The sequence below is a fragment of the Tardiphaga sp. 42S5 genome (assembly GCF_034044155.1).
Taxonomy (GTDB): Bacteria; Pseudomonadota; Alphaproteobacteria; order Rhizobiales; family Xanthobacteraceae; genus Tardiphaga; species Tardiphaga robiniae.
Window position 1 is genome coordinate 631,844 of sequence record NZ_CP139027.1, and the last position, 13,735, is coordinate 645,578.

Sequence of the window (13,735 nt, forward strand, 5' to 3'; positions counted from 1 at the left end):
CGCGCAGTGGGGAGCGACTGTCTTTCGGGTCAAGCGTTTTTGGGTTGCCATGGCGTTTTTTCCCGGAGGATGGCGTTGAGGATCGTGAGCAGCTTGCGTGCGACGGCGATGATGGCCACGAGCTTTGGCTTGCCGGCAGCGATGAGCCTGTCGCGGAACGCTTTGAGCGTTGGATTGAAGCGTGCGGCGACCATGGCGCCCATGAACAGCACGCCGCGGACGCTTGCTCTTCCGCCGCCGATGAAGCTCTTGCCGCGCCACTGGCCGGATTGCCGGGTCCATGGCGCCAGACCTGCGAGCGCTGCGATTTGACGGCGATCGAGCGTGCCTAGCTCTGGCAGTTCGGCAATCAGGCTGCGCGCGATGGTCGGCCCGATGCCCGGCACCGAGGCTAGCAGATCTTCCTTCTCGGCCCACACCGGTGATCTCCGCACGTGATCGCCGATGTCGTCGTCCAGCTCCGACAGCTCCTTCTCGAGCGCCTTGCGCAGCCGCGCGATGCTCTTCTTCAGGCGCGGATTGCTGACGCGACGGGCCCGCTGGCTTTCCGCGGCGATCATCTCGACGATCTGGCGCCGGCGCGCGACGAGGTCGGCGAGCAGACGCGTCATCTCGTCGGGCAGCTGGCGCAGCTGCGGTTGGGTCGCCTCGGCAAAATGCGCGATCACCATGGCATCGATCGGATCGGTCTTGGCGCGCTTGCCGAGGGCGTTGGCAAAGGCGCGCACCTGCGCCGGATTGACCACGACGACCGGCAGTCCGGCGCCGGCGAGGCCTGCCGCCACGGCCGTCTCAAAGCCACCCGTGGCCTCGACGGCCACGCGTTGCGGCGAGAAGAGCCTCAGCCGTTCGATAAGCTCGTCGATGCCGGCCCCATGGCGGCCCACCGCAAAGCTCTCACCAGATGGACGCACCGCCACGTCCAGCCGATCCTTCGATACATCGATGCCAACATAAATCGCGTCCATCCGATCCCATCCTTGCGCAACCGGGCTCGCCAAGCGGCCCAAGCGACTGTCCGGGTTCGATGGAACGGCAGGCGAGGACCCATGCTCCCCAGCGGGCTTGATGTCTCTCGGGTGATGCGGTCTCCCACCTGCCACCGCTTCGCCAAGCTTAGCAGAAACGGCATTCGGCAAGTTACAAGGGTGGCGCATTACGAGCGAAGCGAGTGATGTGACGGGTGGGGTGCCCCACGTGAGAGCGTCGCTTGTAGCACCCCCACCTGACCGGCCTGACGGCTGGCCACCCTCCCCCTCCAGGGCAGGGGAATCGCATATGGGCTTGCGTTGACAGCGAATAAGGATTCTTGACAAGCGGTTATCTGGAAGGAGAGACCGCCATTTGCCTCGAAGCCTGTTTTGGAACGGTGCCAGACCCGCGTGCCGGCAATGCCGTCGTATCGGTTCGGCGATTTGATCGTGATGATGGTGCCGGCGAGCCTGTGCGGCGCCAATACGGCGACGGAATTTGCGTTGTTTGCGGAAACCCGCAGGGCGGCGCTGTGCCGCCTGATCGATTACGACGAAGCGCCGAGCCACGACACCTTCTCGCGGCTGCTGCGCCTGATGGACCCACAGGCATTCGAGCGGGCTTTTGCGGCCTTTGCCGCAGGTTTTGCCAAAGCGCTCGGCGAGGCAGCCGGCCCGGACGAGGTCGTGGCGATCGACGGCAAGGCGCTGCGGCGGGCCTATGCGCGGGGCCATCAGGCGTGCCCACCAATGACGGTATCGGCTTTTGCAGTACAAGCCAGGCTCTGCCTTGGCGCGGCTTCGCCGACGGCGGCCGAGAACGAGATCGAAGCCGCATTGCGGGTGATCGCCCTGCTCGATCTGACGGACAAGATCGTCACGGCGGATGCACTGCACTGTCACCGCCGCATGGCGGAGGCTGTGATCGAGCGCAAGGCGGATTACATTCTGGCGCTCAAGGGCAATCGCCGCAATTGGCGCCGCGAGGCCGAAGCCGCGTTTAAATGCCCTGCAATGGCGCCTGCGGCCGAACAGATCGAGCGCAGCCATGGCCGCGAGGAATGGCGCAGGGCCGAAGTCGCGGGTGCGCCACAGGAACTGATGTTGGGCCACCAGGCCTTCATACGCGTGACCTCCCGCCGCGACGCCACCAAACCGCAAGTCCGCCTGTTCATGGCTTCGCGCGTCTTCTCGCCGCAACAGGCACTCGAGATGACCCGGTCGCATTGGCAGGTCGAAAACGGACTGCACTGGATGCTCGACGTTCATCTCGGCGAAGATATGAACCGCGCGCACAAGGACCACGCTCCTGCCAACGTCGCCATCCTCAAGCGGATCGCGAAGAACATCCTTGAGATCTCCGACCGCCCCAAGGTCCCAATCAGCCACCGCATCAAAAAATGCGCCTGGAACGACGACTACCTCGTCGCCGCTCTCGGCCGTATGCGATAGCCCTCCCCACAAGGGGGAGGGATAAGAACGACGTCGTTCTTGGCCTAAGCTTAAACCGGCAATCCGTTCTTGCCCGCCAGGTCCTTCAGCGAAACCTGGGGACGCGCGCCGATATGCTGGATGACCTCAGCGGCGGCCATCGCGCCGAGCTTGCCGGCATTTTCATAGCCGGCGTTGCGCACCAGGCCGAACAGGAAGCCCGCAGCGAACAAATCGCCAGCGCCCGTCGTGTCGACGAGCTTCTCGATCTTGTGTGCAGGCACCGCAACGACGCCATCGCCTGATGTCACGACGCAGCCCTTCTCGCTACGCGTCACGACGCCGAGCTTGATGTCCTTACCGAGCTGCTTGAGCGCGGCATCGAAATCCGTGGTCTCGTAGAGCGAGGTCAGCTCGGCCTCGTTCGCGAAGATGAGATCGACGGTGCCGGAACGCATCAGGTCGAGAAACTCGGCACGATAACGACCAACACAGAACGCGTCCGACAGCGTCAATGCGACCTGACGTTTGGCGTCATGGGCGATTTTCGAGGCCTTCACGAAGGCTTCCTTGGCGCTGACGGGATCCCACAGATAGCCTTCGAGATAGACGATCGACGAGGCTGCGACTGCAGCGGCGTCAATATCGTCGGGTGTCAGATCCTGCGCAGCACCGAGATAGGTGTTCATGGTGCGCTCGCCATCGGGTGTCACCAGGATGTAGGAACAACCGGTGGCCGGACCGCCGGTGGCGGGTTTGGTGTCGAACGCAACGCCGGCAGCACGGATATCGTGGGTGTAGAGCGCGCCGATCTGGTCGTCCTTGACCTTGCCGACATAGGCAGCGCGGGCGCCGAGGCTGGCGAGACCGACGATGGTATTGGCGGCTGAACCGCCGGACATTTCGGTGGCCGGGCCCATCGCGTTGTAGATCGCGGCGGCGCGGGCTTCGTCGATCAGTGCCATGCCACCCTTGGTCATCTCATGCGCGGCAAGGAACTTGTCATCGGCCTGCACCAGCACGTCGAAAATCGCATTGCCGATTCCGAGCACGTCATATTTCGCTGAGGTCATTAAGAATATCCCGTTGCGGCAATTGCGATGAGGCTGAAAATCCGTTTCAACTCGTCTCGCGGTCGCCCAAGTTGAGCCGCCGTAAAGGCCGGTTTGATGGCTGCAGCGACTATCACGTTCTGCCCCGCACCAGCAAGGACAGCCCCTTACGATGGTCCTATGATCCGTTCCATCCTGACCGTTTCCACGGGCACTTTGGCGTCGCGGTTGCTGGGCTTTGCCCGCGACGCGATGGTCGCCGCGCTGCTCGGCGCAGGCCCGGTCGCGGATGCTTTTCTGGTCGCATTCCAGCTCGTCAATGTGATCCGGCGGCTGCTCACCGAGGGCGCGCTGAACGCGGCGCTGATTCCGGCCTGGCTGCGCATCCAGACGACGCGGGGCGCAGTCGCAGCCACAGCTTTTGCGGGTCGTGTGCTCGGCACCATCAGCGTTGCGCTTATCGTCGCGACGATCCTGATCGGCTTTGCGATGCCGCTCGTGATCGCAATGCTTGCCCCGGGTTTCGTCGGCCAGCCGACGCTGCAGCTCGCCGTCGAGAATGCGCGATTGATGCTACCCTATCTCGCCTTCGCCGGCCCCGTCACTGTCATGATGGGACTGCTGAACGCGCAACAACGCTTCGCGTTGACCGCATTTTCGCCGCTGCTCTTCAACATCGCCCTGATCGCCGTCATGACCCTACTGCTGGTGTGGCGGCAAGAGCCAGACACTGCCGCTATGGCCATGGCGGCTACTGTGGGCGTTGCCGGGCTGCTGCAATTGCTGATGCTGATCTTGCGGAAATCTGGCGGCAATCTTGCGACGCCCTTGCGGCTGTCGCTCGATGGCGAGATGCGCGGCTTCTTCCGCAAGGCGTTGCCTGGCATGGTTGCCAATTCCGGGCCGCAGCTTCTCATCGTCACCGGCGCAATCATCGCATCGACGACTCCGGCCGCAGTATCGTGGCTGTATTTCGCGAACCGCTTGATAGAACTTCCGCTCGGCATCGTCGGCACAGCCATGGGCGCTGTGCTGGTCCCCGCACTGACGCGCGCTGTGCGATCAGACGATCACGCCGCCATCGCGCAGGCGGAATCGCGCGGGCTTGAACTCGCTATTGGTCTCGCATTACCGGCTACGCTCGGACTGATGATATTGAGCCATCTCATCGTGCAGTGTCTGTTTCAACACGGCGCGTTCAGCGCGAGCGACACGATCTCGACTGCAGGTGCGCTGATATGGCTGGCACTGGGCTTGCCCGCGCAGGTGCTTGTGAAAGCTCTGTCGCCCGCCTTCTTCGCCCGCGAGGACACGACGACGCCGCTGCTGGCGACGCTTATCGGCCTGGTAATCGCAACCATCTCTGCACTGGTTTTGAATAGGCCATTCGGTGCGAGCGGCATCGCAGCGGCGATCGCTCTGGCGGCGTGGGGCAGCGCGATCTTTTTGATCGTCCGGAGCGCAGCAGCTTTCGGCTTCTCGCCCGACCATGATGCAAGACGCCGACTGCCGATCATTGTCCTGTCGTCGCTGGCCATGGGCGGCCTGCTATGGCTCGCCGCGCATATTGCCTTGCCCTGGACGGCGCAGGCCCACACCCTCGTACGAGCGAGCCTGCTCGGCCTCCTGATCGTTGGCGGGCTGGCAATCTACGCCGCGTTACTGACGCTGACGGGGGCCGTGCGCTGGGCCGAGGTCCGCGGCGCCCTCAAGCGATCACCAGCGGCTGGCTAGGGCAGATTGGCAATGGACGCCGCCCGGCGCCTATGGCAAGTCACGCCCCTTGGCCCGCATTCCACCACGGGCGCACAGGAACTTGGTTATGGCTTTTACCCAACGGGTCTTTTCGGGCGTCCAGCCGACGGGCAATCTGCACCTCGGCAACTATCTCGGCGCGATCGTGAATTTCGTCAAACTGCAGGAGACGCATAATTGCATCTACTGCGTGGTCGATATGCATGCCGTCACCGTGCCGATTTCTGTCTGGGGCGGGCCCGATGAACTGCGCCGTAACACCCGTGAAGTGACTGCGGCCTTCATCGCCTCGGGCATCGATCCGAAGAAGCAGATCATCTTCAACCAGAGCCAGGTGTCCGGCCATGCCGAACTGGCCTGGATTTTCAATTGCGTCGCCCGCCTCGGCTGGCTGAACCGCATGACCCAGTTCAAGGAAAAGGCCGGCAAGGACCGCGAAAACGCGTCCGTGGGTCTCTACGACTATCCAGTGCTAATGGCTGCGGACATTCTGCTGTATCGCGCCACGCACGTTCCGGTCGGTGAGGACCAGAAGCAGCACCTCGAACTGTGCCGCGACATCTCGCAGAAGTTCAACAACGACTTCTCCGAGTCCATCGCAGCGCAGGGCCATGACGGCCCTTACTTCCCGATGCCCGAGCCTGTCATCACTGGCCCGGCAACGCGGGTGATGAGCCTGCGCGACGGCACCAAGAAGATGTCGAAGTCGGACGCGTCGGACAATTCGCGCATCAACCTTACGGATGATGCGGACACCATCGCGCAGAAGATCCGCAAGGCGAAGACCGATCCGGAACCGTTGCCGTCGGAAGAGAAGGGCCTGGAGCCGCGTCCCGAGGCCGACAACCTCGTCGGTATCTATGCCGCACTGTCCAACCGGTCGAAGGCTGACATTCTCAGCGAATTCGGCGGCGCGCAGTTTTCCGGCTTCAAATCGAGCCTCGTCGATCTCGCTGTCGAAAAACTGTCGCCTATCGCCGGCGAGATGAAGCGGCTGACGACATCCGACCTGACCTATGTCGATCAGGTTCTGGCCGATGGCGGTGAACGCGCAGGTGTCATCGCCGCCGAAACCATCAAGTCCGTGAAGGACATCATCGGCTTCATCCACAAGCGGTAATTTTCGCTATCGCATTCCTTTTCTCCGCCACAATCGACGCGACGCAAGCCATCCTTGCGTCGCGCTTGTCGAACGCCGCTGCGCCGTGGCAGCATGACACGATTGCCAAGCCGCTCACATTCTGGCGCATCAGAAGCGCCACAGCATCGGGACATGCATGAGCACCCAGCGACGTAGTTATGAAAGCGGCCACAAGCCGAAATGCCTCGTGGTCGTCGATGACAGCGAGGAATGGGACCGCGCAGTGTATTACGCCAGTCGCTGGGCCATTCGTGTCGGTGGCGGCGTGGTAATGCTGCGCATCATCGACACCGAAGATCGCAACCAGCAATGGCTCGGCGTTGCCGACGTCATGAAGGCCGAAGCGGAAGAAGGCGCCAATGCCGCGCTGGACCGCGCCTCGGGCCGTGCCAATGGCATCGCTGCCATCACCCCTGAACGCGTGATCCGCGAGGGTGATCCCACCGAGCAAATCCTCGACGTGATCGACAAGGACGTCGACATTTCCATGCTGGTGCTGGCTGCATCGGCCGGCGCGGAGGGTCCCGGTCCAATCGTCACCATGATGGCCAAGCTGGTCGGCTCTTTCCCGGTGCCGGTCGTTATCGTGTCGGGCGCCCTGAGCGACCTCGACATCGACGCGCTGTCGTAAGCAACCTGCCGAACCGCTAAGGGACTGCGAAATAGGCCGAATTCGGCAATTTCATGCCTTGACCGTGCGTTTTTCGTCGCCATCTGCTAGGGGATACTCACGCGCCGGCCTTGAACCGGCGACGCAGGAGAGACCGATGTTCATCCAGACCGAAGCTACCCCCAATCCCGCCACGCTGAAGTTCATTCCCGGCCGCGACGTGCTCGACAGCGGCACCATGGAATTCACCTCACCGGAAGCCGCAACGCGTTCGCCGCTGGCCGAAAAGCTGTTCGCCGTGAAGGGCGTCACGTCAGTGTTCTACGGCTCCGACTTCGTCACCGTGACCAAGGACGACAGCGACTGGCAGCACCTCAAGCCGGCGATCCTCGGCGCCATCATGGAGCACTACATGTCCGGCGCGCCGCTGATGGCCGACGGCAGCGTGAGCGGCGACGTGATCTCCGACGACGAGGCCGAATTCTTCAACGAGGAAGACGCCGAGACGGTCGATACGATCAAGGACCTGATCGAGACCCGCGTGCGCCCGGCTGTTGCGAATGACGGCGGCGACATTACTTTCCGCGGCTTCAAGGACGGCATCGTTTATCTGAACATGAAGGGGTCGTGCGCCGGCTGCCCGTCATCGACAGCGACCCTGCAGCACGGCATACAGAACCTGCTGAAGCACTTCGTGCCGGACGTTGTCGAAGTCCGCCCGATGTAAGTTCGGTCGCACCGCGACACATAAAAATGCCCGGGACAATCCCGGGCATTTTCGTTTCTGGAACCAGCCTTCGTTTAGCGGCCGATACTTGCGGCTTCTTCTGCGGCCCGCTGCATGCTCGATGACATTTCGTTCGTCACCGTGCTCTGCTCTTCGACGGCAGCCGCCGTTGCGGTGACATATTCGCTGACGTTCTGGATCTCCTGCTTGATCGCGCTCAGCGCGTCGACCACATCGCTCGAAATGCCATTGAGGCTGCCGATCTCGCTGGCGATCTTATCGGTCGCCTGCTTGGCCTGGTTGGCCAGATTTTTCACCTCCGATGCAACGACCGCAAAGCCACGACCGGCTTCACCGGCACGCGCCGATTCGATGGTGGCATTCAGCGCCAACAGATTGATTTGCCCGGTGATGTTGCCGATCAGCTCGACGATCCCACTCATCGCCTGCGCTGCCGTGCTGAGACGCTGCGCTTGATCGTCCGCCAACTCGACCTTGCCCACCGCAGACATCGCCGTGGTCTTTGATTTCATCATGGCCTCAGAGATTTCGCGCACCGACGCGTTCAGTTCCTCAGCACCAGCGGCGACCGATTCCATCATCGCGCGGACGCGTTCGCTCTTCATGCGCGCGATCACCTGCGCCGTGGTGTCGGTGGCATACTTCACGACCTTGTAGGGCTTGCCATTGAGGTCGAGGATCGGATTGTACGAAGCCTGTATCCAGACTTGTTTGCCGCCCTTACCGATCCGCTGGTACTCCGCCGCCTGGTAATTACCCCGCTTGAGCGCCGCCCAGAATTCGCGATAGTCGGCACCGTCGCGCTCACTCGGCACAACGAACATGCTGTGGTGCTTGCCCTGTATTTCCGAGAGCGCGTAACCGAGCACGCCCAGAAAATTCTCGTTAGCGCTGAGAACGATGCCATCCATGCTAAATTCGATCACGGCCTGCGACTTGCCGATGGCCTCGATCTGACCTGAGAAATTCGCCGTGCGCAGCTTCTGTTCGGTAACGTCTGACGCGAACTTGACTACCTTGATTGGCCGGCCTGTCTCATCAAGGATTGGATTGTAGGTCGCGAGAATCCAGACCTCTTTGCCGTTCTTGCCGATCCGCTTGTATTCGGCGGCCTGATATTCACCACGATTGAGGCTGGCCCAGAATTCGCGATAGGCCGCGCCGTCGCGAGTTGCAGAATCGACAAACATGCTGTGATGTTTGCCTTCGATTTCCGCGAGATTGTAACCCAAGACATTCAAGAACAAGTCATTGGCCGTGACAATCGTCCCATCGAGCTTGAACTCGATGACAGCCTGCGAACGACCGATGGCTGCAATCTTGCCGGCATCGTCCATGCTGCGGATTTTCACTGCAGTTGTATCCATGGCAAACTTGACGATTTTCAGGGGCTTGCCATCATTCCCCAGGATCGGGTTGTAGGAACCCTGGATCCAGACCTCCTTGCCACCTTTGCCAAGACGCTTGAACTCGCCGGCCTGGTACTCGCCGCGATTGAGGTTATTCCAGAACGCGCGATATTCCGCGCTGCTCTTCATTTCCGGCGTCACGAACATGCTGTGGTTCTTGCCGACGATTTCTTCCAGCGTATATCCAAGGGCGGACAGGAAGTTTGGATTGGCTCCGAGGATCGTGCCGTCAGCGCTGAATTCGATCACGGCTTGCGATTTTTTGATCGCTGCCGCCAGGGCCCGCCCCTCGCGCGCCTCTGAACTGCTCAACCAATGCAGCATCGGATCGCCTCCCATAAATATAATCGTATCCAAAAAATTAGACGAATAATTTCAGCCCGCATGAAAGCCACACGCATCCGCGAAATGTCGCTTCCAAACGGTATGCTTATCTCATCGATCTCCGAAGAATTTATTAAGTGAAGCTTTTAACCAGAGTGAAACTGAAGCTGTTCCACGAGCCCATTTCGCTCACGAGAACTTTCGTGGTCTCGCTATCGTATCTTGTGAAATATCTTTATGAGAAAGCGAGTAGTGGATGCACGCCAAAGCTGCCGCCCCTCTCCGGCAGCAAAGCGAATCACAGCACCATTGCGCATGGAGCGATATTCTGCGAGTGGCAGGCGCAAACCCTCGCAAGCCGTGGTAGCGTCTCTTTTATGTTGATCCTTGCCATTGATACCGCCCTTGATGCCTGCGCCGCAGCCATCCTCGACACCCGCACCAGCAAGCTCATTGCGCATGAGTCCATGCCGATGAAGCGCGGACATGCCGAGGCGCTGATGCCGTTGCTCGGGCGCGTCATGGCGGGCTCTGGCATCGCCTTCGCCGACCTCGACCGCATTGCCGTCACCACTGGTCCGGGCAGCTTTACCGGCCTGCGCGTTGGCCTGGCGGCGGCGCGCGGCATCGGCCTGGCGGCGAGCAAGCCTGTGGTCGGCATCACCACACTGACGGCCTATGCGGCATCCGTCGTCAGTGAGAACATGGATGCGCCTGTCATCGCCGCCATCGATGCGCGGCATGACCATGTCTATTTCCAGGTCGTCAGCGGTAACGGCACCTCGCTGGTGCGGCCGGGCGTCATCCCCATCGACGAGGCCCTTGAGGCCGTGCAGTTCGGCGCACCGTATCTGGTCGGCAATGCCGCAGAGATCCTGGCCGCGCGTTGGCCGTCCGATGCGCCGGCGCCGTTGCACGTCGACATGCAACCCGCTCCCGAAATCTCATGGGTGGCATGGCTTGGCGCCGCGGTGAATCCGGAAACCGCGCTGGCGCGTCCCTACTATCTGCGCGCCCCTGATGCCAAGCCGCAAAGCAGCCTGATGCAGCAGGCCGCACTAGCCGCATCATGATGCCGGCCTGGCTGCTGCGCCTGTTCAGCCGCGGCAACGCGGTGGTCGAGCCCGCCACGCTGCGCGACGCGCGACAACTCGCACAACTGCATGCGGCATCCTTCCATCGCGGCTGGGGTGCCGGGGAATTCGAACAGATGCTGCGCGAACAAAACACCCTCGTGCATCGGCTGAAACTGCGCGGCCGCCTCATCGGCTTCGCCGTCTCACGAATCGCCGCCGATGAAGCCGAGATTCTCTCCGTTGCGGTGTCGCCCGCTCATCGCGGCCGCGGCCTGTCGCGCGACCTGTTCCTCACCCATCTCGGTCATCTGGCCGGTCGCGGCGTGCGTACCGTGTTCCTCGAAGTCGAGGAAAACAATCTACCGGCGCGGCGGCTTTATGACAGAACCGGCTTCGCAGTCGCGGGACGCCGGGAACGTTACTATAAGGAAGCGGATGGAGCGGAATTGAATGCGCTGGTGATGCGGCGCGACTTGTCCTGACGCCTGCGGAGTGGCAAAAGAAGCTACGATGGGACTCGGATCATGACTGCACTGAAATCATCTGCGATGAAGTCTGCTGGTATCGAGGCGCGCTGCGCCGCGACCGGCATGCGCATGACGGAACAGCGCCGCGTGATTGCGCGCGTTCTGGCGGAAGCCGACGATCATCCCGATGTCGAGGAACTGTATCGCCGCTGCGTTGCGGTCGATGACAAGATCTCGATCTCGACGGTGTATCGCACGGTGAAGCTGTTCGAAGACGCCGGCATCATCGAGCGTCACGATTTTCGCGAAGGCCGCGCGCGCTACGAGACGATGCGTGACAGCCATCACGACCATCTGATCAACTTGCGTGACGGGACCGTCATCGAATTCACGTCTGAAGAGATCGAGAAATTGCAGGCTGAAGTCGCCGCGAAGCTCGGTTACAAGCTGGTCGATCACCGGCTGGAGCTGTACTGCGTGCCGCTCGACGAGGACAAAACCACCAAGTGAGCGAATCAACCAAGTGAGTTCAGTTTCTTCGCGCTTCGATCTCGTCATCTTCGATTGTGACGGCGTGCTCGTCGACAGTGAGTCCCTCGCTTGCGTCGTCCACGCGGATGTCCTGACCCAGTTCGGTTATCCCATCACCGCCGATCAGGTGCATGAGCGTTTCCTCGGCCGGTCCGCGCGCGAGGCGCGCCTGGAAGTCGAGACCGAGCTCGGCCGCGTGCTGCCCGATGACTACACCGCGACGCTGAAAGCCACGATCGACGAGGTGTTCGGCGCGAAGCTGCAGCCGATCCCGCATATCGCCGAGACACTCGCAATATTGTCACAGCCGGTTTGCGTAGCGTCCTCGGGCACACCGACACGCATTCGCAGCAGCCTCACTACGACCGGGCTGCTCGATCGTTTCGATCCGCATCTGTTTTCCGCTCTGCAGGTCGAGCGCGGCAAGCCGCAGCCCGATCTGTTTCTGTTTGCCGCCGCGCAAATGAATGCCGCACCCGAGCGCTGCGTCGTGATCGAGGACAGCATTCCCGGCGTTACGGCGGGCGTCGCCGCCGGCATGACCGTGTTCGGCTATCACGGCGGCGGCCATTGCAGCCCAGCCACCGCGGCAGCCCTGACGGCCGCTGGAGCCCATCTCGTATTCGACGATATGCGGCAGCTCCCTGGCCTGGTGGTCAGGGGCGCACTGGCTGGCGAGCCCGTCGGCCTCGCCTAAGCCATTGCGAGCACTTATATTTTGCAGAAATGCTGGATTTTCCGGACGTTAGCCTATAATTGAGCGCTGCGCAGCAAGCGCATTTCCAGCCCATTACAGGTTCCATGACCGCGCCGCGTAAGCTGCATATCAAATCCTACGGCTGCCAGATGAACGTCTACGATGCCCAGCGCATGGTGGACACGCTGGCGCCTGAAGGCTTCGTCGAGACGGCCAATGTCGACGACGCGGATCTGGTGATCCTCAACACCTGCCACATCCGCGAGAAGGCGTCCGAGAAGGTCTATTCGGAGCTCGGCAAGCTGCGCGTGGCCAAGGCAGAAGCCGCGCAGGCCGGACGCAAGATGAACGTGGTCGTCGCCGGCTGCGTCGCGCAGGCCGAAGGCAACGAAATCATTCGCCGCGCGCCCGTGGTCGATGTCGTGGTCGGGCCGCAGAGCTATCACAACCTGCCGGCGCTGCTGAAACAGGCGAAAGCCGGTGGCCGCGCGCTCGACACTGAATTTCCCATCGAGGACAAGTTCGGCTTCCTGCCGCCGCCGAAGCCGGCAGCGATTCGTGCCCGCGGCATTTCCTCTTTCGTTACCGTGCAGGAAGGCTGCGACAAGTTCTGCACCTTCTGCGTCGTGCCCTACACCCGCGGCTCCGAAGTCTCGCGCCCGGTGGCGAAGATCATCGACGACGTGCAGCGGCTCGCCGATAACGGCGTGCGCGAGATCACGCTGATCGGCCAGAACGTCAACGGCTATCACGGCGAGGGTCCCGACGGCCGTCCGTGGGCACTGGGCACGCTGCTCTATCGCCTCGCAAAAATTCCCGGCATCGCCCGGCTGCGCTATTCCACCAGCCATCCCCGAGACGTCGAGGACACGCTGATATCGGCGCATCGCGATTTGCCGGAGCTGATGCCGTTCGTGCATCTGCCGGTGCAGTCGGGTTCCGACCGCATTCTGGCGGCCATGAACCGCAAACATACAGCCGAAGATTATCGCCGCGTCATCGACCGTTTTCGCGGCGCGCGGCAAGACATTGCTTTTACTTCTGATTTCATCGTGGGCTTCCCGGGCGAGACCGAGGAAGATTTTGCAGCCACGCTCGCGCTCGTCACACAAATCGGATACGCTGGCGCTTATTCGTTCAAGTATTCGCCGCGTCCGGGAACGCCGGCCGCGGATTTGCAGGAGACGGTGTCACAGGCTGACATGGACGAGCGATTGGTGAGGCTTCAGAACCTGATCGACAGCCAGCAATCGGCCTTCAACGCGGCCACGATTGGACGCACTGTGGATGTGCTGTTCGAACGCCCCGCGCGCAATCCCGGCCAGATCGTCGGCCGCACCGCTTACCTGCAACCGGCCCATGTGATGGCTTCTGACGACATCATCGGCCAGGTGCTTCCGATCACCATTGAGAGCCTTGAGCGCTACAGCCTGCTCGGCAGCCTCGCGTCACCTCCAGTTGCTAGTTCTCCAGTACCACCAGTGTTGCAGCCAGTCCGTTCTCACACCGTCACGGGAGCCTGA

The 13,735-nt window shown here is 61.8% G+C and carries 13 protein-coding genes; 10 read left to right on the plus strand and 3 right to left on the minus strand.

From position 1 onward, the window contains the following. Window positions 1-29: 29 nt before the first annotated feature. A complete protein-coding gene (locus SFY93_RS02920; protein WP_320446005.1) occupies window positions 30-968 on the minus strand; it encodes an IS110 family RNA-guided transposase in 939 nt (312 codons plus the stop codon). A 423-nt stretch (window positions 969-1,391) separates the two neighbouring features. On the opposite strand from SFY93_RS02920, the gene SFY93_RS02925 reads away from it, so the two are divergent. Next, window positions 1,392-2,423 carry an ISAs1 family transposase gene (locus SFY93_RS02925; protein WP_320446006.1) on the plus strand — a complete coding sequence of 344 codons (1,032 nt, stop codon included), beginning with the start codon at window positions 1,392-1,394 and terminating at the stop codon, window positions 2,421-2,423. Window positions 2,424-2,473: 50 nt separating this feature from the next. Here SFY93_RS02925 and SFY93_RS02930 read toward each other — a convergent pair whose 3' ends face one another. Beyond that, the gene (locus SFY93_RS02930; protein WP_320446007.1) at window positions 2,474-3,475 is read right to left on the minus strand and encodes an adenosine kinase; all 1,002 of its coding nucleotides are present in this window, start codon (window positions 3,473-3,475) and stop codon (window positions 2,474-2,476) included. A 159-nt stretch (window positions 3,476-3,634) separates the two neighbouring features. Here SFY93_RS02930 and murJ point away from each other — a divergent pair, with 159 nt between their 5' ends. The 4 genes from murJ to SFY93_RS02950 all read left to right on the plus strand — a co-directional run bounded on the left by murJ (window position 3,635) and on the right by SFY93_RS02950 (window position 7,687). Continuing rightward, on the plus strand, window positions 3,635-5,188 hold the full coding sequence (gene murJ / locus SFY93_RS02935) for a murein biosynthesis integral membrane protein MurJ (RefSeq protein ID WP_320446008.1): 1,554 nt from the start codon (window positions 3,635-3,637) through the stop codon (window positions 5,186-5,188). Window positions 5,189-5,276: 88 nt separating this feature from the next. Further along, a complete protein-coding gene (gene trpS, locus SFY93_RS02940) occupies window positions 5,277-6,329 on the plus strand; it encodes a tryptophan--tRNA ligase (RefSeq protein WP_320446009.1) in 1,053 nt (350 codons plus the stop codon). A 157-nt stretch (window positions 6,330-6,486) separates the two neighbouring features. Further along, window positions 6,487-6,981, plus strand: a complete 495-nt coding sequence (locus tag SFY93_RS02945) for a universal stress protein (protein ID WP_089263331.1) — start codon at window positions 6,487-6,489, stop codon at window positions 6,979-6,981. A gap of 136 nt (window positions 6,982-7,117) precedes the next feature. Next, on the plus strand, window positions 7,118-7,687 hold the full coding sequence (locus tag SFY93_RS02950; protein WP_089263329.1) for a NifU family protein: 570 nt from the start codon (window positions 7,118-7,120) through the stop codon (window positions 7,685-7,687). Between the two features lie 74 nt (window positions 7,688-7,761). Here the strand turns inward: SFY93_RS02950 and SFY93_RS02955 are convergent, their stop codons facing one another. Continuing rightward, the gene (locus tag SFY93_RS02955; RefSeq protein WP_320446010.1) at window positions 7,762-9,441 is read right to left on the minus strand and encodes a methyl-accepting chemotaxis protein; all 1,680 of its coding nucleotides are present in this window, start codon (window positions 9,439-9,441) and stop codon (window positions 7,762-7,764) included. A gap of 377 nt (window positions 9,442-9,818) precedes the next feature. Here SFY93_RS02955 and tsaB point away from each other — a divergent pair, with 377 nt between their 5' ends. From tsaB to miaB, 5 genes are all read left to right on the plus strand, one after another. Next, entirely contained in the window at window positions 9,819-10,514 is a 696-nt protein-coding gene (tsaB, locus tag SFY93_RS02960; RefSeq protein WP_320446011.1) for a tRNA (adenosine(37)-N6)-threonylcarbamoyltransferase complex dimerization subunit type 1 TsaB, read from the plus strand. Next, entirely contained in the window at window positions 10,514-10,999 is a 486-nt protein-coding gene (gene rimI, locus SFY93_RS02965; RefSeq protein ID WP_320447679.1) for a ribosomal protein S18-alanine N-acetyltransferase, read from the plus strand. Before tsaB ends, rimI begins: the two co-directional genes overlap by 1 nt. A 42-nt stretch (window positions 11,000-11,041) precedes the next feature. Further along, entirely contained in the window at window positions 11,042-11,494 is a 453-nt protein-coding gene (locus SFY93_RS02970; RefSeq protein WP_068730031.1) for a Fur family transcriptional regulator, read from the plus strand. Window positions 11,495-11,507: 13 nt separating this feature from the next. After that, window positions 11,508-12,212 (plus strand): HAD family hydrolase, encoded by a 705-nt coding sequence (locus SFY93_RS02975; protein ID WP_320446012.1) that lies wholly within the window; start codon window positions 11,508-11,510, stop codon window positions 12,210-12,212. Between the two features lie 104 nt (window positions 12,213-12,316). Beyond that, complete coding sequence (gene miaB / locus SFY93_RS02980) at window positions 12,317-13,735, plus strand: tRNA (N6-isopentenyl adenosine(37)-C2)-methylthiotransferase MiaB (protein ID WP_320446013.1); 1,419 nt, start codon at window positions 12,317-12,319, stop codon at window positions 13,733-13,735.